The 22431-nt window shown below is 63.8% G+C and carries 15 protein-coding genes and 1 pseudogene; 6 read left to right on the top strand and 10 right to left on the bottom strand.

Annotated elements, in window-relative coordinates:
• Positions 1-12 precede the first annotated feature (12 nt).
• The 3 genes from ACP2YO_RS26855 to ACP2YO_RS26845 form a co-directional block, all read right to left on the bottom strand.
• Positions 13-2220, bottom strand: coding sequence for an RNA degradosome polyphosphate kinase (locus tag ACP2YO_RS26855; protein ID WP_426434179.1), 2208 nt, complete (start codon positions 2218-2220; stop codon positions 13-15).
• Between the two features lie 136 nt (positions 2221-2356).
• Positions 2357-3034, bottom strand: coding sequence for a chromosomal replication initiator DnaA (locus tag ACP2YO_RS26850; RefSeq protein WP_426434178.1), 678 nt, complete (start codon positions 3032-3034; stop codon positions 2357-2359).
• A 141-nt stretch (positions 3035-3175) separates the two neighbouring features.
• A complete protein-coding gene (locus ACP2YO_RS26845; protein WP_426434177.1) occupies positions 3176-3718 on the bottom strand; it encodes a CDP-alcohol phosphatidyltransferase family protein in 543 nt (180 codons plus the stop codon).
• 159 nt (positions 3719-3877) lie between these two features.
• On the opposite strand from ACP2YO_RS26845, the gene purM reads away from it, so the two are divergent.
• Together purM and purN are read left to right on the top strand one after the other, a co-directional pair.
• Entirely contained in the window at positions 3878-4963 is a 1086-nt protein-coding gene (purM, locus tag ACP2YO_RS26840; RefSeq protein WP_426434176.1) for a phosphoribosylformylglycinamidine cyclo-ligase, read from the top strand.
• The gene (gene purN / locus ACP2YO_RS26835; RefSeq protein ID WP_426434175.1) at positions 4960-5613 is read left to right on the top strand and encodes a phosphoribosylglycinamide formyltransferase; all 654 of its coding nucleotides are present in this window, start codon (positions 4960-4962) and stop codon (positions 5611-5613) included. Before purM ends, purN begins: the two co-directional genes overlap by 4 nt.
• A gap of 83 nt (positions 5614-5696) precedes the next feature.
• Here purN and ACP2YO_RS26830 read toward each other — a convergent pair whose 3' ends face one another.
• A complete protein-coding gene (locus ACP2YO_RS26830) occupies positions 5697-5900 on the bottom strand; it encodes a cold-shock protein (RefSeq protein ID WP_024581497.1) in 204 nt (67 codons plus the stop codon).
• A 471-nt stretch (positions 5901-6371) separates the two neighbouring features.
• Here ACP2YO_RS26830 and ACP2YO_RS26825 point away from each other — a divergent pair, with 471 nt between their 5' ends.
• The gene (locus tag ACP2YO_RS26825; RefSeq protein ID WP_426434174.1) at positions 6372-7556 is read left to right on the top strand and encodes an autotransporter outer membrane beta-barrel domain-containing protein; all 1185 of its coding nucleotides are present in this window, start codon (positions 6372-6374) and stop codon (positions 7554-7556) included.
• A 1-nt stretch (position 7557) separates the two neighbouring features.
• Here ACP2YO_RS26825 and rnd read toward each other — a convergent pair whose 3' ends face one another.
• The 4 genes from rnd to ACP2YO_RS26805 form a co-directional block, all read right to left on the bottom strand.
• On the bottom strand, positions 7558-8706 hold the full coding sequence (gene rnd, locus ACP2YO_RS26820) for a ribonuclease D (protein WP_426434173.1): 1149 nt from the start codon (positions 8704-8706) through the stop codon (positions 7558-7560).
• 602 nt (positions 8707-9308) lie between these two features.
• On the bottom strand, positions 9309-10433 hold the full coding sequence (locus tag ACP2YO_RS26815; protein WP_426434172.1) for an acyltransferase family protein: 1125 nt from the start codon (positions 10431-10433) through the stop codon (positions 9309-9311).
• A gap of 107 nt (positions 10434-10540) precedes the next feature.
• On the bottom strand, positions 10541-11761 hold the full coding sequence (gene chrA, locus ACP2YO_RS26810) for a chromate efflux transporter (protein WP_426434171.1): 1221 nt from the start codon (positions 11759-11761) through the stop codon (positions 10541-10543).
• Between the two features lie 3 nt (positions 11762-11764).
• Positions 11765-13216 carry a multicopper oxidase family protein gene (locus ACP2YO_RS26805; RefSeq protein ID WP_426434170.1) on the bottom strand — a complete coding sequence of 484 codons (1452 nt, stop codon included), beginning with the start codon at positions 13214-13216 and terminating at the stop codon, positions 11765-11767.
• Positions 13217-13604: 388 nt separating this feature from the next.
• Here ACP2YO_RS26805 and ACP2YO_RS26800 point away from each other — a divergent pair.
• Positions 13605-13889: pseudogene (locus tag ACP2YO_RS26800) on the top strand (multicopper oxidase domain-containing protein); the annotation flags it as partial.
• A gap of 424 nt (positions 13890-14313) precedes the next feature.
• On the opposite strand, the gene ACP2YO_RS26795 reads toward ACP2YO_RS26800, so the two are convergent.
• Complete coding sequence (locus tag ACP2YO_RS26795; RefSeq protein WP_426434169.1) at positions 14314-15792, bottom strand: protein adenylyltransferase SelO; 1479 nt, start codon at positions 15790-15792, stop codon at positions 14314-14316.
• Positions 15793-15985: 193 nt separating this feature from the next.
• Here ACP2YO_RS26795 and aspS point away from each other — a divergent pair, with 193 nt between their 5' ends.
• The gene (aspS, locus tag ACP2YO_RS26790) at positions 15986-17761 is read left to right on the top strand and encodes an aspartate--tRNA ligase (RefSeq protein WP_426434168.1); all 1776 of its coding nucleotides are present in this window, start codon (positions 15986-15988) and stop codon (positions 17759-17761) included.
• A 111-nt stretch (positions 17762-17872) separates the two neighbouring features.
• Here the strand turns inward: aspS and ACP2YO_RS26785 are convergent, their stop codons facing one another.
• Entirely contained in the window at positions 17873-19855 is a 1983-nt protein-coding gene (locus tag ACP2YO_RS26785; RefSeq protein WP_426434167.1) for a hypothetical protein, read from the bottom strand.
• 239 nt (positions 19856-20094) lie between these two features.
• Between ACP2YO_RS26785 and ACP2YO_RS26780 the strand changes: the two genes are divergently transcribed.
• Positions 20095-22404 (top strand): NADP-dependent malic enzyme, encoded by a 2310-nt coding sequence (locus tag ACP2YO_RS26780; RefSeq protein ID WP_426434166.1) that lies wholly within the window; start codon positions 20095-20097, stop codon positions 22402-22404.
• The last annotated feature ends 27 nt before the right edge of the window (positions 22405-22431 follow it).

Genomic DNA, 22431 nt, shown 5'->3' with positions numbered 1-22431 from the left:
CGTGAAGTTCCCTTATGACGACGACGGCTGCTGGCGTTCGTTGCGACGCGTGAGCCGGCGCGGCGAGGATTCCTTGAGAGATTTGCCACGGCCGGACAGACTCGGATTTGTCATGAAGTAGTTGTGCAGGTTGAAAGGCTCTTCGCCTTTCGCGGCCTTCATACGCGTTGACGATCCATCCGGCAACAATTGCCAGCTCTGCTCGGTGTCCTTCAGGTTGGCGACCATGATCTGTTCGAGAACCTGCTGATGCACCGTGGGATTTTGCAGCGGGCAGAGAACTTCGACACGGCGGTCGAGGTTCCGCGGCATCATGTCGGCCGACGAGATATACACAGCAGCTTTTGCGCTCGGCAGGCCTTGTCCCATGCCGAAGCAGTAGATTCGGCCGTGCTCCAGGAAGCGGCCGATGATCGATTTGACGCGGATGTTCTCCGATAGTCCGGGCAGGCCGGGCCGCAGGCAGCAGATGCCGCGCACCACGAGATCAATCGAGACGCCGGCCTGTGAGGCTTCGTACAGCGCGTCGATGATGTCGGGGTCGACCAGCGCGTTCATCTTCATCCAGATCGTGCCCGGCCGACCATGGCTAACATGTGCGATCTCGCCATGGATATGTTCGATGATCCGCTTGCGCAACGTCAGCGGCGACACCGCCATCTTCTCGATGTCGCTCGGCTCGGCATAGCCGGTGATGTAGTTGAACACCCGCGCGGCGTCGCGGCCGATGATCGGGTCCGAGGTGAAATAGGAGACGTCGGTGTAGATGCGCGCGGTGACCGGATGGTAGTTGCCGGTGCCGGTGTGGACATAGGTGGTGAGATTGCCGCCCTCGCGGCGCACCACCATCGAAAGCTTGGCGTGCGTCTTCAGCTCGATGAAGCCGTAGACGACCTGCACGCCGGCGCGCTCGAGGTCGCGGGCCCAGCGGATATTCGCCTCCTCGTCGAAGCGCGCCTTGAGCTCGATCAGCGCGGTCACCGATTTGCCGGCTTCGGCGGCATCCGCCAGCGCGCGCACGATCGGCGAGTTGTTCGAGGTGCGATAAAGCGTCTGCTTGATCGCGACGACATCGGGGTCGCGCGCCGCCTGCTGCAGGAACTGGACGACGACGTCGAAGGATTCATAGGGGTGATGGACCACGAGATCCTTCTGCCGGATGGCAGCGAAGATGTCGCCGCCATGGTCGCGCACGCGCTCGGGGTGGCGCGGCACATAGGACGGGAATTCAAGGTCCGGGCGATCGAGACGGGTGAGCTGCGACAGCTCGTTCATCGCCAGCACGCCGTCGACCAGGAAAACCTCGTCGTCCGCCGCCGACAGCGCGCGCTGCACGAAGCTGCGCAGCTCTTCCGGCATCTTGGCCTCGATTTCGAGGCGGATCACCGATCCGCGGCGGCGCCGTTTGAGCGCGGTCTCGAACAGGCGGACGAGGTCTTCGGCCTCTTCCTCGATTTCGAGTTCGGAATCTCTGATGATCCGAAACGCGCCCTGGCCCTTGACGGTGTAGCCGGGGAACAGCCGGCCGATGAACAGGCCGGTCGCCTGTTCCAGCGTGATCAGCCGCACCGCGCCGCCTTCCTTCGCGGTAGGGATACGGATGAAGCGGTCGATCTTGCCGGGCATGCGGATCAGCGCGTTCATCGGCTTGCCGTCGGAGACCCGCGCCAGATGCAGCGCCACGGTGAAACCGAGATTCGGAATGAACGGGAACGGGTGGGCCGGATCGATCGCCAGCGGCGTCAGCAGCGGGAAGATGTTGTGTAGGAAGTGATCCTCGATCCAGGTCCGCTCGGACTTGGTGACGTCGCGCCCGTCGATGAGCTGAATGCCGGCCCCGGACAGGATCGTGCGCAAGTCGCTCCAGATCGCCTGCTGGTCCGAGGCGAGTTCTGACACGTTCTTGTTGATCATGACGAGCTGTTCCGACGGAGTGAGCCCGTCCGGGCTGCGCTCCGGTATCCCCTCGCGGACCTGCGCCTTGATGCCGGCGACGCGGACCATGAAGAACTCATCAAGATTATTGGCCGATATCGACAGGAAGCGGACGCGCTCCATCACGGGGTGGCCGGAATTGACGGATTCCTCGAGCACCCGGCGATTGAAATGGAGCCAGGAGAGCTCTCGATTGATGAACCGCTCGGGGCTGGACGCGATCGCGGAGACGGCCGGGACGTCCGTCTCTTTGTCTTTTATTTCAGTTACTTGCGACGAGTCCATCAAGTGTTGATCCAATCCGAATCGGGGAGCCCGGGCGGTCTAGCGGAAGGGCGCACAAACCATGTGATATTGCGATGACGTTTCGATGACATTGACGTTCCGTAAGCTTCCGTCGTCAAGCCGTGCGGAGACCGCTTCAGGCATCGCGCAGCAGTTCAGCCGCCAGCACCCGCGTCACCGGCCGGCCCAGCCGCAACGCCTCGGTATCCAGCAGTTCGACCGCCTGCCGGACGGCAGCGTAGGAGCGCTCGATTCGGTTGGTCAGGTAGGTCACGACAGACTCGTCCACCGTCATCTGACGGTCGGCGCAGAATTTCAGGATCAGGCCGCGGAACACCAGGTCGTCGGGCGCCAGCAGCGTCACCGTCGGGACCGCGCGCAGCCGCGAGCGAAGGTCGCGCAGGTCGATCTCGAAGGCGGACGGCGGGATGCGCGCCGTGATCAGGACGAAGGCATCGTCCTGGCGCGCGAGATTCATCAGATGAAACATCGCGCGCTCGTCGAAATCCGATGGCCGCAGGTCTTCGACCACCAGCGCGCCGGTTGCGAGCGCGCCGGGCACCGCATCCGGGGTCAGTGCATGCGCCGAGGTCGCGCGCGCGCCGGCCAAATCGGCCCAGATCGCGGCGAGATGGCTCTTGCCGGAACCTTCCGGTCCGACCAGCAGCATGATGCGGTTCGGCCAGTCGGGCCAGCGGTCGATCAGCGTCAGCGCCGCTTCGTTGGCCGGGCCATCGAGGAAATCGTCGCGGGTCAGTCTCTCCTCGTGCGGCAACGCCAAGGCCAATTGACGAGGTTGAACGCTACCTGCCACACAAGTCTCCAAACCATCGATCATGATGCGATTACGAGAAATCGCATCATGATCTCATTTCGTTGTTTGAGCATGATCTCCGCGCAAACGCTTTGCGTTTGTCGCGAGGGAAAACCGGCTTCCACTTTTCCGGATCATGCTCTATCGCGCTTCGATCGTGCCCATGTGCCGCACCCATTCCACGAGGTAGAGGGACACGGAAACCAACGTAAAGACCGTGACGAATCCCATCAGGATCAGGTCATAGGGATGTGGCCGGAAGCCGAACCCGAGCGAGGCCAGCACCAGCGCCGCGAATGCGACCTGCGCCACCGTATTCAGCTTCGACACCATCAGCGGCTTCATTTCAACCGGCTTGTCGAACAACCATGACACAATCACGGCGGAAACGATCATGATATCGCGCGACACCACGAGGATCACGATCCAGCGCGGCACCGCGCCCCAGATCCCGAGCGCGACATAGATTGAAACCAGCAACGCCTTGTCGGCGAGGGGATCGAGCAGGGCGCCAAGCTCGCTCGTCATGTTGAAGCGCTTGGCCAGGAAGCCGTCGACCGCGTCGCTGACGCCGGCGATCACGAAGATCGCAAACGCGATCTCCATCTGGCTGGAGACGATGGCCCAGACGATCACCGGCACCAAAATGATGCGGCCGAGGGTGATGATGTTCGGAATACTCAACTTGGTCGCTTCCCGGCTAGGAGCCTGATTTTACTCGATATCCGGCTCTTGGTAGCAGTGGCCGGGTGTTATCTACATAGTATCGCGGCGAGGGCGCCGCGAGCCATTGCGCGGGGGCGGAATTCCTCGTAACCAGCCCCTGATCATCTGGAATTGGGCATGACCGAGCGCAACAACGGGCTCACTTACGCGGATTCGGGCGTCGATATCGATGCCGGCAATCGTCTGGTCGATCTGATCAAGCCGATGGTGCGGGCGACCGCACGCCCCGGCGCAGATGCGGAGATCGGCGGCTTCGGCGGCCTGTTCGACCTCAAGGCGGCGGGCTTCAAGGATCCGGTTCTGGTGGCCGCGACCGATGGTGTCGGCACCAAGCTCAAGATCGCGATTGAAACCGGCATCCATGGCGGCATCGGCATCGACCTGGTGGCGATGTCGGTCAATGACCTCGTCGTGCAGGGCGCCGAACCGCTGTTCTTCCTCGACTATTTCGCCTGCGGCAAGCTTGACCCCGAGGCTACGGCCTCGATCGTCGCCGGCATTGCCGAGGGCTGCCGCGAATCCGGGTGCGCGCTGATCGGCGGCGAGACCGCGGAGATGCCGGGCCTCTACAAGGATGGCGATTACGACCTCGGCGGTTTTGCCGTCGGCGCCGCCGAGCGCGGTACCTTGCTGCCGAGCGCCGATATCGCGGCGGGCGACGCGGTGATTGGTCTCGCATCCTCGGGTGTGCATTCCAACGGCTATTCGCTGGTGCGCAAGATCGTCGAGCAATCCGGTCTTGGCTACGACGCACCGGCCCCGTTCTCGCCCGTGATGACGCTTGGCGCGGCACTGCTGACGCCGACGCGGCTCTATGTGAAATCCTGCCTGCGCGCGGTCCGCGAGACCGGCGCGGTCAAGGGGCTCGCCCATATCACCGGCGGCGGCTTTACCGACAACATCCCGCGCGTGCTGCCGAAGCACCTCGGCGTCGGCATCGATCTCGCACGGTTGCCGGTGCTGCCGGTGTTCAAATGGCTGGCTGCGCAGGGCGGCATCGCCGAGCTCGAACTGTTGCGCACCTTCAACTGCGGTATCGGCATGATCGCAATCGTCAAGGCCGACGCGGTCGACCAGGTGGCGGAGGTTTTCACCGCCGGCGGCGAGACCGTGGCAATGCTCGGCGAGGTGATCGAGGCCCAGGGCGATCATTTGGGCGAACATCGCGTGGTCTATAACGGTCACCTCGATCTCTCGCGATGAAACGCCGTGTCGCCATCCTGATTTCCGGCCGCGGCTCCAACATGGCGGCGCTGATCGAGGCCGCCAAGGCGCCGGGTTTTCCGGCCGAGATCGCGGTCGTGATCTCCAATCGCGCTAGCGCTGCGGGGCTGGAGCGGGCGGCTGCCAGCGGCGTTCCGACCGCCGTGATCGAGAGCAAGCCGTTCGGCAAGGATCGCGCCGGCTTCGAGGCGGTGCTGAAGCAGGTGCTCGACGAGAAGCAGGTCGAACTGATCTGTCTCGGCGGCTTCATGCGGCTGTTCACCGCAGAGTTCGCGCGAGCCTGGTACGGCCGGATGCTCAATATTCATCCGTCGCTGCTGCCATGCTTTCCCGGCCTCGATCCGCATGGCCAGGCGCTGCGCGCCGGCGTGAAGCTTTCCGGCGCGACGGTGCATTTCGTCATCCCGGAGACCGACGCCGGGCCGATCGTGATGCAGGGCGCCGTCACCGTGGCCGATGACGACACGCCCGAGACGCTCGCTGCGCGCGTCATCGGAATCGAGCATCGCATCTACCCCGAGGCGCTGCGGCTGCTGGCAAGCGGCAGGCTGAGGCTGCAAGGCGATCTCTGCAGGACGCTGGGAAGCGCTGCATCCGACGGCACGCTGGTGGCGCCGGCGGCGAGCTAGGGCACCGGCGCGCGAAGGAAATCCCCCGGAGGTGATGCGACCGGGGGAGATGTCAGCACTGACAGCGCGGACAGCGCCGGCGTTTAGTGCACCTTGAGGTTTTCCGCCGATGCCTTGCCGCGGTTCTCGACCAGGTCGTACTCGACGGTCTGGTTTTCGTTGAGCGTCGAGAGCCCGGCGCGCTCGACGGCAGAGATGTGAACGAACACATCCTTGTCTCCGACGGCCGGCTTGATGAACCCGTAACCTTTGGTCGGGTTGAACCACTTGACGGTACCCTTCGGCATCGCCTCTCTCCCAGTTTAGATACAAAAAAGACGCGGCCACGTTTTGCACGTGCCACGCCACAAACGGGCTTCCCGGTGTCTGTTCAATTCCCGAGTCTTCAAGTCCCGAGCCTTCAAGCCCAAAGTCTTCAAGTTCGAAATCTCTTCTCTCGAAGCCTTGGATATCAACGTCGCGAAACGCACAGTCGAACGGCCGCATTCCGATTGTGAAGGGATTGCAACACGAAAATCGCGCGTTAGCAAGCCTCCGGCTGATTCCTGCGGATCGATGTCGTGCCGCCACAACCTGTGGCAGATCAACAACAACGCGGCGCGTTCGGCCGTCGGCCGATGGCCCGGCGGATTGACGCTTGGCGTCAACTGGGAACAAATCGGGCAGGGCCGAACCGGATTTCCACATTCCCTTAAGTTTTGCGCGGCTCCCTGGACATTGAAGGCATGGGCCGCTCACCGCGCCGTTCGCGAGCAGGAATGACCGGCGCCGTCGGGGCGCTGGCGCGGGTGATGGCACTCGCCGTGCTGTTTGCCGTCGCGGCGGCGGTGTCGGCGCAGGCGCAAACACCGACCCCGACCCCCACTCTGACACCCACGCCAACGCCGACACTAACTCCAACCCCCACGCCAACACCGACAGCCACACCTATACCGCCGACGCCGACGCCGACGCCGACCCCGAGTCCGAGCCCGACGCCTACGATGATCAACGCCAATGTCTCGGCCGGGTCAACCGCCACCAATCTCGGCAGCAACTTCCTGGAGCGCCAGATCAACCAGGCGACCAACAGCCTCAACCGGACGTCGCGCAATAATCCCGGCGGCGGCGGAGCGTCGGAGAGCACGGACGGCCCGGTCTATCGCAGCTGGGCCGAAGGCTACGGCCTCTCGATGACCGACGGCGCCGTCGGCAGCTATGTCGGCGACACCAGGAAGACCTGGGGCGGCGTCGCCGGGATCGGGGCGCGCGTCGCGCCCGGCGTCAACATCGGCTTCTCGATCGACCAGAGCCACACCGACATCGACGTGCCGCTGGCGCTGCAGTCGGCAACGCTCGATCTCACCCAGTTCGGCTTCAACGCCTCGCTCGACAAGGGGCCGTGGACCTGGGCGGTCGCGCTCGTGCACGGCTTCGGCAAGATCAACTCCAGCCGCGACACCGGCTTCGGCCTTGCGATCGCGGGCTACCACGCGCAGCTCGATGGCGTGATCAGCGAGCTCAGCTATTACATCGACAAGGACCAGAGCCGGCTGATCCCGAAGGGCGCGCTGGAATACGTCCACGCGCGGACCGGATCGTACCAGGAGACGGGTGGCCTCGATCCGGTGTCGGCCACCGCATCCACCGTCGACCGGATGCGCCTGCTGCTCGGCGCCGAGGTCGGGCACTACTGGATCTTCGACCAGAAGATTCTCGATCTCTCCGCCTACGGCAAATTCGTCGACAATCTCGTGCAGAACTTCAGCGATACGACGGTCACGCTCGGCACCCAGAGCCTCACGCTGCAAGGCATCGGCGAGAGCCAGTACGGCGCCGACGCCGGCGCCGCGGCGTCGCTCAGCCTGACCTCGACGGCGCGCATCTATGTCAATTACGACGCCAAGTTCCGCGCCGCGATGCAGTCGCATCAGGGAACCGTCGGGTTTGAGGTGAAGTGGTGAGCTACGCCCGATCGACCCGCACCACGCGGCCCTTGTCGATCGCGAGCGCGACTTCGCCGCGCTTCAGCTTCAGCGCCGCTTCACCGAACAGTTCGCGCCGCCAGCCGTGCAGGGCGCCGACATCGGCGTGATCGTCGGCGGCGATCTGCTCGAGATCGTCGACGGTGGCAATCACCTTGCTCGCCACCGCGTGCCGCTCCGAAGTCATGCGCAACAGCACCTTCAACAGCTCGACGGTCGCGGCACCATTGGAATTGTTGCGCGGCTTTTCCAGCTTCGGCAGCGTGGCCTGATCGCGCGCCAGGCCGCGCTGCACGGCGGCGACGATGTCGCTGCCCCATTTCGAGCGGTCAAAGCCTTTCGGCAGCGAGCGCAGATTGGCGAGCTTCTCCAGCGAGGTCGGCGCATGGGTTGCGATATCGCCGACCGCATCGTCCTTCAGCACGCGCGAGCGCGGCACGTCGCGGCTCTGCGCTTCCTGTTCGCGCCAGGCCGCGACCTCGATCAGCACCGCGAGCTCCCGCGGCTTGCGCACACGGGTCTTGAGCCGCTCCCAGGCTCGCTCGGGATGGAAGTCGTAGGTGTTCGGCGAGGTCAGGACCTCCATCTCCTCGCTGACCCAGTCGCTGCGGTCGCGCTTCTTCAGGTCGGCGTCGAGCGCGGCAAAGACGTCGCGCAGATGGGTGACGTCGGAGACGGCGTAGTGAACCTGCTCCTGGCTCAGCGGCCGGCGTGACCAGTCGGTGAAGCGGTGGGTCTTGTCCGGTCGGTGGCCGGTGACGCGGTCGACGAGTTGGTCATAGGCAATGCTGTCGCCATAGCCGAGCACCATGGCGGCGACCTGAGTGTCGAAGATCGGATGCGGAATGGTGCCCGAGAGATGCCAGACGATCTCGATGTCCTGCCGTGCCGCGTGGAACACCTTGAGTACCGCTTCGTTCGACATCAGTTCGAACAACGGCTTGAGGTCGATCCCCGGCGCCAGCGCGTCGACCACGACGGCTTCATCCGCGCTCGCCATCTGCACGACGCAGAGCAGCGGATAGTAGGTCGTCTCCCGCAGAAACTCGGTGTCGACGGTGATGACCTTGTGTTGGGCGAGGCGGCCGCAGACGGCCGCAAGGTCGGAGTTGGTGGTAATCAGATCCATGAACTGTCCATAACGCTTAACAACGCGTTCGGCCGAAAGGGCTGCTATGTCAAGGGTCCTGCTGGGATTTTGGCTCTGCATATGAGGCAGAACTGGGCCTTTTGCACGCCTTCGCGCTCTCGCGGCGCGATTGCGTCCGAGGTTTCCTGTCTTTTCACCCTCTCACTTGGTAGAGGGCGCAGGGAAAGCCGGGTGCCGATTGCACCCATGGGCCCGGTGCAACAAAAAGCACCGGGGTAGGACCACAGGTGTAACCGGAACAACCCGGCTTTCCCTGCGCGATGGGTTACGGCTTATACGTGCTCTCCCCGGTGAGACTGGGCTTGCTTGTCACCGCCATCAGCACGGACTTTAGTCCCTCGCTGACAGGACACCTGCCACTAGGGCGTCAGGCCTGCACGACTTCGCCGTCCGCTATCTGCCACGATCGTCAATCATGACATCGGCGTCCACCGCATCTCACCGCAACACTCGTGACGACCGCGAAGCGCCCCTCAATCGGATGAGACGAACGGATTCATACACCAATTTTCATTTCTGATAAAACGAAATATTTTTGCAGCGAGGGCTTGCGCCGTCGGGCAAATCAGTGCTGTGCGGCGTTACGGCTTGGCGGCCGGACCGATGCCCGCCGCCGCGCTGATGCGCCGAACGCGCAAAGGCCATCCAAGCCGCGATGCGAACATCGTCAGCTTGACCCTCGTGAATTCATGCGCGGATCGTTCGAGGACGCGCCAGACAAACCATGCCAGCAAGACCACACCGATCACGACGATCGCGGTCCAAACGGCGTGCTGTCGTTCGGGCGCTATCGCGAGCAGGATCACGTAGCCGAGTTGCATATGCAGAAGGTAGAGCGGATAGGTGATTCCGCCCGCAGCGATGACGAGGCTTGCCGACAGTGGGACGGACTTGATGCGAGTAGCCAGGAACACGATGCCGAGCGAGACGACGCAGATCGCGACAACGATTCGGGGATCGAAGCTGCCGTGGGTGTGGACGCCGAGCCGCTCCAGCTTGTGGACCGCCTGGAACGCCGCCGTTCCGATCGCCAGTGCGAGCAGACCGTAGAGCCGCGCATCGCGGCGTCCGCGATAGTGCTCGTAGATCAGGAGGCCGACGGCGAAGAAGCCGCTGTCGTCGGCGATGAACACCTTCTCGAAGATCGGGGCATCGAGCGTCAGCTCGTTGGTGAAGGTGATGGCGAGCCACGCCACGATCAGCACGTCGATCCGCCGCGGAAAGATGCCGAGCGCGAGGAACGCCGCGACCCAGACGTAGAACATCACCTCGATGACCAGCGACCAATAGGCATCGTCCATGTAAAACTCGCCGAACATGGGCGCGGCGATGCCGAGGTTCCCCAGCCATTGCCGCCATGTCACGTCGAAATGCGCGCCTCCCAGGAGCAGTGTCACGGCGAAGGTGAGCGTCATGTAGATCAGGAACGTCGGATAGATGCGGCTGAAGCGCGCGATGGCAAACCCGATTGGCGTCCTGCCTTCGGCCGAGTAGGCGATGACGAAGCCGCTGATCGCGAAGAACACCGGCACGCCCAGGAAGCCATATTGGGCGATCGGGGCGAACACGGACATGGCGACCTGCGGACCCCCGTGCGCCGCGGGGCCCCAGAAGCCGTAATGATACAGGATGACGCTGGCTACGGCGGCTACGCGCAACAGGTCGAGTACGGGAACTCGCGAAGAATCCGGCCGGTTCTGGTCCACTTGCGATCTCCAGATAGACCGGGAACTCTCGGCATTATCGTTGAAGATCGATTTAACGAGACAATCGAAATTGCGGTTTATCGGGGCCCCTTTTGCGCGCCTGGTGGTCAGATCAGCGCCATTGCGACGCCGGCGGCGGCGCTGAAAGCAACGACGACGAGTGGAGGGGCGCGCCACACGATCAACAGAACGAACCCGACCAGCGCAATGCCGAAATCCCGTGGCGAATGCACGGTCGTCGTCCATACCGGATCATATAGCGCTGCGCCCAATACTCCGACCACTGCCGCGTTGACGCCTTGCATCACGGCCTGAGCGCCGACGCGCTTCCGGAACGAGTCCCAGAATGGTAGGGCGCCGAGCAGGGCTAGTATCCCGGGCAGGAAGATGCCGACGAGGCCAAGCGCTGCGCCGGCCAGCCCGCGCGGTTCTGCAGAGACCACCGTGCCGAGGTAGGCCGCGAAGGTGAAAAGCGGGCCCGGCACGGCCTGGGCGGCCCCATAGCCGGCCAGGAAGGCATCGTCGCTCAGCCATCCCGGCGCAACGAAAGCTTCGCGCAGGAGAGGCAGCACGACGTGCCCTCCGCCGAAGACGAGCGCGCCGGAGCGGTAGAAGGCGTCGAACAGAGCGACGCCCGTGGATCCAGTCAGGCCGCGCAACGCGGGAAGCCCCGCCAGCAGGATGAAGAACGTCCCGAGGGTTATCAGACCGACGGTCCGCGACACCGGAATTTCGACATGTCCGGACGGCGCTGGCGACTCGCCACGGCAAAGCCACAGGCCGGCAAGGCCGCCAAGGACGATCGCTCCGATCTGGGCGATCGATGCCGTGCTGAAAAGAATGATCAGCGCCGACATCACCGCGATCGATGCACGCGCGCGGTCCGGGCAAAGGTTCCGCGCCATGCCCCAGACGGCCTGCGCCACGATAGCGACCGCGGTCAGCTTCAGTCCGCGCAGCAGGCCGGCCCCGACCGGACCGCTCAGGGCGCCGGCACCATAGGCGAACAGGACGAGCGCCACGGCCGACGGCAGCGTGAAGCCGGTCCAGGCGGCAAGGGCGCCCAGGTAGCCGGCCCGCATCAGCCCGATCGAGAAGCCGACCTGGCTGCTGGCGGGGCCCGGCAGGAACTGGCACAGACCGACCAGGTCGACATAGGCGTGTTCATCGATCCACTTGCGGCGCACGACGAACTCGTCACGGAAATATCCGATGTGGGCGATCGGGCCGCCGAAGCAGGTCAGCCCGAGCCCGAGGAAGATGCGCAGAACCTCCAGCGGCGAGCCGCTGCGAACAGGGACGGTCGTCTTGTCGTCGGTGATACTCATGCGTCACGCGTAGTCGAACAGGGCCATGAACCCGAAGTCCATATGCAATTGCTGGTGGCAGTGGAACAGCGTCGTACCCGGATTGTCGGCTACGAAATCGAATTCGATCTCCTGAAAGCCACCGAGCATCACCACGTCCTTGAGGACGCCGGCAGTCGGTTTGCCGCCGGCCCGTACCAGTTCGAAGCTGTGCCGGTGCAAGTGCAACGGGTGGATGTCGTCGCTGGCGTTGCGGAATTTCAGGCGATAGCGTCGTCCATCACGCACCATGTACATCGGCTTCATCGTCTCCATCGAGAACGCCTCGCCGTTGAGCGTCCACTGGTTGAAGCCGTTCAGTGCGGCGTTGTGCTTGACGATGAGGAACTCCATCGTCTCGTCGGGCTTAACAGGCATCGTGTCGGCCTTGCCGAACTGCGTGTAGTCCCAGCGGAACGGCTTCGGCTTCGCCCATTGCGGTTTGCCCTTGGCGCCGGCGTATTCGACGACGATTCCCATACCGCGATTGCGGTCGTCGTCGGCCAGGTCGCCCATGACCCATACTCCCGGATGGTTCATCTCGATGATGGCCGAGATTCGCTCTGCCGTACCCAGCCATAGTACCGGCGCGTTCCGGGGCGTCGGCACGGGATTTCCGTCAAGGGCGACGACCTTGAAAGTGTGTCCCGGCAACGCCAGGCTGCGGATTTCGCCAGCGCTGCCGTTCAGCACGTGTAGCAGCATGCGCTCGCCCTGCGTGACGCGGATGGGTTCGCCATGTCCGAGCATCTTTCCGTTGATCGAGAATAGCTCGTAGCCGACTTCGTATCCCTTCGTCTTTTCCTTGGCCTCTTCGTCGGCCTTCTTTCCAATCTCCTCAAGCTCCTTGATCGGCTCGCCGGCCAGAAAATCCATTGCCATGTCGCCGCCGCGGCTGAAGGACGGTTCGCATTCCTTGAGCACCAGGAACACCTCCCGATCGTAGGCTCCGGGCTCGTTCTTGGGCTCAATATAGACCGGTCCGACCTGGCCGGTGTAGGTGCCGCGATTGAGGTCGCCGCCGGCTACGACATGTGTGTGATAGAAGCGGAATCCGGCGGGCTTGGGCTCGAACGCGATCCGGCGCATGCTGTGCGGCGGGATGTAAGGGGAGCCTTCCTCAGCGGCGCCGTCGACATCGCTCGGAATCATCTGGCCATGCCAGTGTACCAGCTCGGCTGTATCCGTGTCGTTGTAGACGTCCACCACCGTGCGCCGGCCTTCCTTGAAGCGCAGCAAGGGACCGGGAAACTGGCCATTGTAGAGCGTGGTCGAGATGATGTGCCCCGGTGCGAGTTCGGCCAGGCCCGTCGCAATCCGCAAGGTATAGTCGGCCTTCTCCGGAGCGGCCGGTTCAGCGGCCCGCACGGCGCGCGACGGCGAACCGAGCAGTGGAAGCATGGCGCCATAGGCCAGAAGAGCGCGGCGGTCGATCATAGGAAAGGCCTCCCGACTTCTTGAAGCGGCGATGGAACGACACTGTTGGCCTTCGCTATCGACTTCCGATATCGGTAATCGAGCAAAGAGCGTCTGCGCAAGCCAAATGATCCGAAACAGGATCGGATGTCCGCCAATCATTCGTTGCCCACGAGGCGCGCCATGCTGACACGTCGCTCATTCGCAGCCGGCGCGGGAACAGTCGCAGCGGCAGCTCTGGTCGATTCACGATCAAGCTTCGGCGAAATCACACCGTCGGGCGGGCATCTGCCCATTCCGCTGCTGATCGACGCGGCCAGCCAGAACAATTCGGTTAAGCTGAGGGCTTCAGCGGGTCGCCACGCGTCCAAACCTGCCAGCATTGATCGGGATCAACGGACGCTTGCACGATCCGAACCGGATCGATGTCGAGACCAAGTTAGGTACGACGGAGATATGGGAGATCGTCTCTGTCGGCATGCCGCATCCGTTCCATGTCCACGGCGCCATGTTCCGCATTCTTACTTTGGATGGTGCCCCGCCACCCGTGCATCTTGCGGGTTGGAAAGATGTCGTCTTTGTGGAGGGGAAGGCGAAGTTGCTGGTCAAGTTCACTCAGCCCGCCACGCGCGAGCACCCCTTCATGTACCATTGCCACATCCTCGAACACGAAGATGCGGGCATGATGGGATAGTACACCTGCGGCTGATACGACGTCCCGAATTGGACAAGAGGCGGGAAAGTTAATCCCGCTGGTGATTTCGTGCTCACTCGTGGCGAACCTTCGACGGCCGGCGCGCTGCCGGCATCGCCAGCACCACGAGGCACAGCGCAATCATCGCCATTCCCAGGAATTCAAATGCAAACGCGTCCACGGGTCATTCTCCCCCATTACCAAACCGTTAGACTTGTTCGGGGTTCGTTGACGGGGTGTTAAACCTTATGGTTACCGCGGCCGGGCTCCGAGCATGGTGGAAGGTGAGTTAATGCTCACGACGGGGCCATGGACGCAGTGCGTAGGATGGGTAGAGCGAAGCGAAACCCATCACCGCCTGTCCGCCTGTCCGATGCATGTCGATGGGTATCGCTGCGCTCCACCCATCCTACAGTCCGATGTTTTACGTCCCGCAGAACGTCTGCGTGACGCGCTGCTCCGGCAGCGGAGGTTCGGCGTAGGCCGCGTACTCGGGCTGATCCTGATAAGGCTTCGCCAGCACTGTCAGCAGCTCCTCGAACGGCGCATAGTCGTCGTTGTTTACGGCCGCCTGGATCACCGCCTCGATGCGATGGTTGCGCGGGATGAAGGCGGGGTTGACCGCGAGCATCGCGGCCTTGCGCTCGGCTGGTGCCTGCGGCTCCAGCGAGATGCGCTCGTGCCAGCGCTTGGCCCATTCGTCGAAGGCCGCGTGGTCCGTGAACTGCGCACGAACGTCGGCAACGCTCGCCTCATCGCCCGCGGCATGGCCGAGCTGGCGGAAGGTCAGCGTGAAGTCGGCCTCGTTCTTCGCCATCGAGTCGAGCAGGTCCTGGATCAGGGCCTCGTCACCGTCGCGCGCAGTGAACAGGCCGATCTTGCTGCGCAGACCGGCCTGATAGGCCGTAGTGAACTGTTCCGGGAATTCGCCGAGGATCGTCTGCGCCTGTTCGATCGCCTGGTCCTTGTCGTCTGACAACAACGGCAGCAGGCACTCGGCGAGCCGGGTCAGATTCCACAGCGCGATGCGTGGCTGGTTGGCATAGGCGTAGCGGCCCATCTCGTCGATCGAGGAAAATACCTGCGCCGGGTTGTAGGCGTCGAGGAAGGCGCAGGGGCCGTAATCGATGGTCTCGCCGGAGATCGAGGAGTTGTCGGTGTTCATCACGCCGTGGATGAAGCCGACCAGGAGCCAGCGTGCCACCAACTCGGCCTGCCGCGCCACGACGCCGGCGAGCAGGGCGTGGTAGGGACGCTCGGTGTCCCTCACATGCGGATAGTGCCTGGCGATGGCGTGGTCGGCGAGCGCGCGGATGCCGTCGGTGTCACCGCGCGCGGCGAAGAACTGGAACGTGCCGACGCGGATGTGGCTCGAGGCCACACGTGTCAGCACCGCACCAGGCAGCACCGTCTCGCGCATGATGGGCTCGCCGGTGATCACGGCGGCCAGCGATCGCGTGGTCGGAATGCCAAGCGCGAACATCGCCTCGCTGACGATGTATTCGCGCAGCACCGGACCCAGCGCGGCGCGGCCATCGCCGCGGCGGGAGAACGGGGTCGGGCCAGATCCCTTGAGCTGAATGTCGCGGCGGACGCCATCCTTGTCGATGACCTCGCCGAGCAGGATGGCGCGGCCATCCCCCAATTGTGGAACAAAGTGCCCGAACTGGTGACCGGCATAGGCCATGGCGATCGGGTCGGCGCCGTCAGGGACGCGTTTTCCGGCGAGGATCTCGGCGCCCTCTGATGTCGACAGCAGATCCGGGTCGAGCCCGAGTTGGACGGCCAGCGGCCGGTTCAGCTTGATCAGCCGGGGGCTTGCCACCGGGGTCGGCGCGACCCGGGCGAAAAAGTTCGCCGGCAGCGCCGAATAGGTGTTCTGGAACGGGAAATGGATGGTCATGTCGGAAAGATAGGCCGAAGGTGCGAATAGGCAAACCCTTCACGCCGGGTGGCCTGAAAATGTGCGGTTTCGGGCCAAAACCGGCCGTTCCCTTGGTTGCCGCACCGGGCCTCGTCGGGTAAACCCTCCGCAATCTCGGTACAGGCCTTTGGGCTGCCGATTCTCATCCGACACATCAGTTTTTGGGACTACCATGCATCGCTACCGGTCACACACATGCGGCGCGCTTCGAGAGAGCGATATCGACCAGACGGCCCGTCTGTCAGGCTGGGTCCATCGTGTCCGGGACCATGGCGGCGTGCTGTTCCTCGATTTGCGCGACCATTACGGCATCACCCAGTGCGTGGCCGATCCGGATTCGCCGGCGTTCGCCGAGGTCGAGAAGTTCCGCTCGGAGTGGGTGGTGCGGATCGACGGCAAGGTGCGCCGCCGTCCTGGTGGTACCGAGAACGCGGAACTGCCGACTGGTCAGATCGAGGTCTACATCAAGGAGATCGAGGTGCTCGGCCCCGCTGCCGAGCTGCCGCTGCCGGTGTTCGGCGAGCAGGAATATCCCGAGGACATCAGGCTTAAGTACCGTTTCCTCGACCTGCGTCGCGAGAAACTGCACCAGAACATCATGACCCGCGGCGCGGTCGTCGATTCCATGCGCAAGCGGATGAAGGAGCAGGGCTTCTTCGAATTCCAGACGCCGATCCTGACGGCATCCTCGCCGGAGGGCGCGCGCGACTTCCTGGTGCCGTCGCGCATCCATCCCGGCAAGTTCTACGCGCTGCCGCAGGCGCCGCAGCAGTACAAGCAGCTCTTGATGATGTCGGGCTTCGATCGCTACTTTCAGATCGCGCCGTGTTTCCGCGACGAGGACCCGCGTGCCGACCGCCTGCCGGGCGAGTTCTATCAGCTCGACGTCGAGATGAGCTTTGTCACACAGGACGACGTGTTCGCGGCGATGGAGCCCGTCATCACCGGCGTGTTCGAGGATTTTGCCAAGGGTAAGCCGGTCACCAAGAACTGGCCGCGGATCCCGTTTGCCGAAGCGGTGCGCAAATACGGCTCCGACAAGCCCGACCTGCGCAACAAGATCGTGATGCAGGAGGTCTCCGAGCATTTTCGCGGCTCCGGCTTCAAGGTGTTCGCGCGGATGCTGGAAGACCCGAAGAACCAGGTCTGGGCGATCCCGGGCACCGGTGGCGGCAGCCGCGCCTTCTGCGATCGCATGAACTCGTGGGCGCAGGGCGAAGGCCAGCCCGGCCTCGGCTACATCATGTGGCGCGAGGGCGGCGAGGGCGCGGGTCCCTTGGCGAACAACATCGGCGCTGAACGGACCGCGGCGATCCGCGACCAGCTCGGCCTGAAGGAGGGTGACGCGGCGTTCTTCGTCGCCGGCGATCCCGAGAAGTTCTGGAAGTTCGCAGGTCTCGCACGAACGAAACTCGGCGAGGAGCTGAACCAGATCGACAAGGATCGGTTCGAGCTTGCCTGGATCGTCGACTTCCCGATGTACGAGTATGACGAGGAGAACAAGAAGGTCGACTTCTCGCACAACCCGTTCTCGATGCCGCAAGGCGGCCTCGACGCGCTGACAACGCAGGATCCGCTTGATATCAAGGCGTTCCAGTACGACATCGCCTGCAACGGCTACGAGATCGCCTCCGGCGGCATCCGCAACCACAAGCCGGAAGCGATGGTGAAGGCGTTCGAGATCGCGGGCTATGGCGAGCAGGAAGTCGTCGACCGCTTCGGCGGCATGTACCGTGCCTTCCAGTACGGCGCGCCGCCGCATGGCGGCATGGCGGCCGGCCTCGACCGCATCGTGATGCTGTTGTGCGGCACCAACAATCTGCGGGAAATCTCGCTATTCCCGATGAACCAGCAAGCCATGGACCTGCTGATGGGCGCGCCGTCGGACGCCTCGGCCAAGCAGCTCAAGGAGCTGCATATCCGGGTCAACCTGCCGAACAAGGGGTAGATGGCGAAGCAAGCAACGTAGAGGATGGAGCGCAGCGAAATCCGGGACGTGCTCTCGCCGCTTCAGGGACTGCCCCGGATTTCGCTTCGCTTCATCCGGGCTGCGGGAGCATCACAGCCCGGTCGAGGCCTCGATCTTGAATTGGGCGAACGCCGATGGCGGATCGGTTTTCAAGAGCTGCATCATCTGAGCCGCCGGCACCTTGGCGAGCGGGGTCAGCTTGATGACGAGCGTCTGCCCCGGGGCATCGACAAGGCTGCTGATGGCGGCCAGCAAGGCGCTGGCATCGGGATTCGTCGTGCCGATCGCGTCGCCTTGCGCTTTGATGCCGTCGAGGATGGCGCGCCGCGCGTCGTCGCGGCTGATGCTCCGGGTCTGCGACAAGGTGCCGATGGCGAGATCGACGCCGCCCAAATAGTGCACCGTGAACTCGATTGTCCCGACTTCGAGCTGAGCCGCCATGCCTGCGGCCTGCAGCGGGTTGGCCGAGAACAGCTCGCGCGGCACGTTGGCGAGTGAGACCCGGGCCGACGCATTCACAAGGCTGCCGATGTCGAGCTTCACCGGCTCAAGAACAAACGAGCGTGACGCCTCGGTCCATGCTGCGCCGAGATCGGCATCGATCGTTATCCTGTCCAGTCCGGCTGCCGCGAGTATTTGCTGGCTGGGGCCGGTCGCATCGAGTGGTCCCGACATTTTCGCGATCAGGTGCAGCTTGCTCGGGATCGGTCCGACGAACTGGCCCCAGTCCAGACTGAGGACATCGATATTGACCGGTTTTCCCGTGTTCTTGTAGGGCGCGACGAGGCCTTTGACCTCGGCGCCTTCGATCAACGGCAACAGCGCAAGCGCCTGCTCGGCCGACGGCTTTTGCGCGGAGAACTGCGCGGCCAGGCGCATCAAGCCGGAGATGTCGAGCGATTTCAGCACGAAGCGTCCGAGCTTGACCGGACCCTTCGGGGCCTGCGCATCGAGGCCCTCGAAGGCCATTTCGCCGATCTTGCCGTTCTCGAAGTTGAACCGCATCGACGCAAGCTTGACCGGGCCTTGCGGCGTATCGATCGAGAGTCCCTGCAGTTCGGCATTTCCGATCCGGATGCCCTCATAGAGGGTGGCTACCTTTTCCATCAGCTCGCGCGCTTGCGCAGGCGTCGGCGGCGCGGCGCCGGCCGCCGGCATCATCGCCATCAACGCCGGGAGTTGCATCCGCGACGGCCTGAGAGCGACATCGTCGATGGTCATGCCATCGATCCGCATGTTGACGCCTTGCGTGGAGCTGATGATATAAGGACCGGCCGAGATGTGCCGATAGGCGCGGTATTCCCTGTCGTCGTTGGCCTTGCCCGGATCGAAGATGGCGGCCATCGCGCCGACATCGACATCGGACGCGACGATGTCGGCGACATTGCCGGTGATCCTGACCGGTTTGCCCGCTGGCTGCGAATCGACAGCGAAGGTGACCCCGTCCGTCTTGATGGAGCTGATCTTGCCGTCCTTGATGTTCTCTAGGGCAAGGCCCGAATACGTGAACTCGCCGCTTTCATTATGCATGTCCGGGCCGAAATGGATCGTACCCGTCATGCCCGGTACGGTGACCGATGTCGCGCTGATGCTTGCCAGCTGCTCGAACCCGAACCGGTACAGATCCAGCAGGGACGACGACGCCGGCAGCTGCCGGGGACCGGCGGGCCCGGAATAGTCTTTCACCGCTATCCGCGGCAATTTGTAGGTCAGGCCCGCGATCGTCTGGCCGGGCGCTGCCGCGCCGACCTCGACATCGGTGACCTCGATATTATCTGCGGAAAATCGCGATGCGTCGCCCTGCCGGACGCCCGAGGCCGTGAAGCTGGCGATCTTGATACTGACCGGAGGTTGGGTGGCCAACTCGCTGACAATGTCTGCGACCGTCACGGTGCGGCTCCGCAGATCGAACGTGACCTTGCCATGATCAGCCTTGGCACCGGTGGCGCGGATTTGCTCGAACGCCGCCTCGACCTCAGCCTTGACCCGATGCTGCAGATAGAAGTCGAAGCCGAAGAAGCCTCCCACCGCGATGAAGACGACGGCGATCAGGCCCAGTAGAATTTTCTTCATTCAGTCAACTCCGGATCACGCCGAGCATAAAATTGCTATTCCCGGCCCAATGACCGGGGAGAGTAAGGGGTGATGCGGCCTTGGCCAGCCTGCCTGCCGGTGGCCTGTTGACGGGGACGTTATCGAATATTGCATCCAAGCCGTTGGGCGTGCTTCACATCCGGCTCGATTTGCCGGACAACTGACGCACTTGGACTAGCATAGAACAGCACTTCAGGGTCGGAAACGCGGGAGCACGTATGTCGTCATCGTCTGAGGAACTTCATAAAGCTGCGCTCGCCTATCACCGCCTGCCGCGGCCGGGCAAGCTCGAGATCCAGGCGATCAAGCCGCTCGCCAACCAGCGCGATCTGGCGCTGGCTTACTCGCCGGGCGTGGCGGCCGCCTGCACCGAGATCGCCAACAACCCGGCGGAAGCGGCGACCTTGACCGCGCGCGCCAATCTGGTCGCGGTGGTCTCGAACGGCACCGCGGTGCTCGGTCTCGGCAATATCGGCCCGCTGGCCTCGAAGCCGGTGATGGAAGGCAAGGCGGTGCTGTTCAAGAAGTTCGCCGGCATCGACGTGTTCGACATCGAGATCAACGCCAACACCATCGAGCGGGTGGTCGAGACGGTGGCGGCGCTGGAGCCGACCTTTGGCGGCATCAATCTCGAAGACATCCGCGGTCCCGAGTGCTTCGAGATCGAGACCCAGCTCAAGGAGCGGATGAAGATCCCGGTATTCCACGACGACCAGCATGGCACCGCCATCATCGTCGCGGCCGCGATCACCAACGCCCTGCTGCTCAACGGCAAGCAGCTCTCCGACGTCAAGATTGTCTGCTCCGGCGCCGGCGCGGCGGCGATCGCCTGCCTGAATTTGCTGGTGTCGATGGGTGCGCAGCGCAAGAACATCTGGGTCTGCGACATCGACGGCGTGGTCTATGACGGCCGCAACACCACGATGGACCGCTGGAAGGCGGTCTATACCCAGAAGACCGAGGCGCGCGTGCTTGGCGACGTGATCGGCGGGGCCGATATCTTCCTCGGCCTGTCGGCGCCGAACGTGCTGAAGCCCGACATGGTCAAGCGGATGGCGGACCATCCGCTCGTGATGGCGCTTGCCAACCCGGACCCTGAGATCATGCCGGACGAGGCGCGCGCGGCGCGGCCCGACGCCATGATCTGCACGGGGCGGTCGGACTTCCCGAACCAGGTCAACAATGTGCTCTGCTTCCCCTTCATCTTTCGCGGTGCGCTCGATGTCGGGGCGACGGCGATCAACGAGGCGATGAAGCATGCCGCGGTCGACGCGATCGCCCAGCTTGCACGCGATCCGCCGTCGGACGCGGTGGCCCATGGTTTTGATACCGGCGAAACGCAGGGGTTCGGCCCGGGCTCGCTGATCCCGAGCCCGTTCGACCCGCGCCTGATCCTACGCATCGCACCGGCGGTGGCCAAGGCCGCGATGGAATCGGGCGTCGCGACCCGGCCGATTACGGATTTCGACGAATATACCACGGAGCTCGAGCGCTTCGCGTTCCGCTCCGGCCTCACCATGAAGCCGGTGTTCGCCAAGGCGAAGACCCAGCCGGTGCGGGTGATCTACGCAGAAGGCGAGGACGAGCGCGTGCTGCGCGCAACCCAGGTGGTGCTGGAGGAGAAGCTGGCGCGGCCGATCCTGGTCGGGCGTCCGTCGGTGGTCGAGGCCCGGATCCAGCGCTTTGGCCTGTCGATCAAGGCCGGCCGCGATTTCGACCTGGTCAATCCCGAGGACGACCCGCGCTACCGCTCCTATGTGCAGTCCTATATCGACGTCGCCGGCCGGCGCGGCGTCACGCCGGAGGCTGCGCGCACGGTGGTCCGCACCAACAACACGGTCATCGCGGCACTCGCGGTGTCGCGCGGCGAGGCCGACGCCATGCTGTGCGGCGTCGAGGGCCGCTACATGAGCCATCTGCGCCATGTCCGCGAGATCATCGGATTCCAGCCGGGGATCAGCGATTATGCCGCGTTGTCGCTGATGATCACCACCAAGGGCGCCCATTTCATCGCCGACACCCAGGTGCGGCCGAATCCGAGCGCGGAGGAGTTGGCAGAAGTGGCGTCGCTGGCGGCGATCCACGTCCAGCGTTTCGCGTTCAAGCCGCGGATCGCCTTCGTGTCACATTCCGACTTCGGCAGCTATGATACCAACTCCTCGCGCAAGATGCGCCGCGCCACCCAGCTCCTGAAGGAGAAGCACCCGGAGATCGAGGCCGACGGCGAAATGCAAGGCGACACCGCACTGTCGGCGGTGGCGCGCAGACTGGTGTTGCCGCACTCCAAGCTGGAGGGCGAGGCCAACGTCCTGATGATGCCGAATCTCGATGCCGCCAACATCGCCTACCAGATGATCAAGTCGCTGGCGGATGCCTTGCCGGTCGGGCCGATCCTGATCGGCCCGGCGCGCCCGGCGCATATCCTCACCCCGTCGGTGACGGCGCGCGGCATCCTCAACATGACCGCGGTCGCCGCGGTCGAAGCCCAGGAGCGGGCCGGCCGCGCGCAGCCGACGCTGTTTGCCTAAGCGGTCGGACGAGATGGATTCGATTTG

Source organism: Bradyrhizobium genosp. P (genome assembly GCF_049949265.1).
Lineage (GTDB): Bacteria > Pseudomonadota > Alphaproteobacteria > Rhizobiales > Xanthobacteraceae > Bradyrhizobium.
The sequence above is the reverse complement of the archived record's forward strand: the minus strand, read 5'-3'. Positions and strand labels throughout refer to the sequence as shown.

Bases quoted from the DNA above. Each gene is read 5' to 3' on its own strand.
- ACP2YO_RS26855 (WP_426434179.1), bottom strand. From the start codon at position 2,220: ATGGACTCGTCGCAAGTAACTGAAATAAAAGACAAAGAGACGGACGTC.
- chrA (WP_426434171.1), bottom strand. From the start codon at position 11,761: ATGAGTATCACCGACGACAAGACGACCGTCCCTGTTCGCAGCGGCTCG.
- ACP2YO_RS26825 (WP_426434174.1), top strand. From the start codon at position 6,372: ATGACCGGCGCCGTCGGGGCGCTGGCGCGGGTGATGGCACTCGCCGTG.
- purN (WP_426434175.1), top strand. From the start codon at position 4,960: ATGAAACGCCGTGTCGCCATCCTGATTTCCGGCCGCGGCTCCAACATG.
- purM (WP_426434176.1), top strand. From the start codon at position 3,878: ATGACCGAGCGCAACAACGGGCTCACTTACGCGGATTCGGGCGTCGAT.
- rnd (WP_426434173.1), bottom strand. From the start codon at position 8,706: ATGGATCTGATTACCACCAACTCCGACCTTGCGGCCGTCTGCGGCCGC.
- ACP2YO_RS26805 (WP_426434170.1), bottom strand. From the start codon at position 13,216: ATGATCGACCGCCGCGCTCTTCTGGCCTATGGCGCCATGCTTCCACTG.
- ACP2YO_RS26785 (WP_426434167.1), bottom strand. From the start codon at position 19,855: ATGAAGAAAATTCTACTGGGCCTGATCGCCGTCGTCTTCATCGCGGTG.
- ACP2YO_RS26830 (WP_024581497.1), bottom strand. From the start codon at position 5,900: ATGCCGAAGGGTACCGTCAAGTGGTTCAACCCGACCAAAGGTTACGGG.
- aspS (WP_426434168.1), top strand. From the start codon at position 15,986: ATGCATCGCTACCGGTCACACACATGCGGCGCGCTTCGAGAGAGCGAT.
- ACP2YO_RS26795 (WP_426434169.1), bottom strand. From the start codon at position 15,792: ATGACCATCCATTTCCCGTTCCAGAACACCTATTCGGCGCTGCCGGCG.
- ACP2YO_RS26780 (WP_426434166.1), top strand. From the start codon at position 20,095: ATGTCGTCATCGTCTGAGGAACTTCATAAAGCTGCGCTCGCCTATCAC.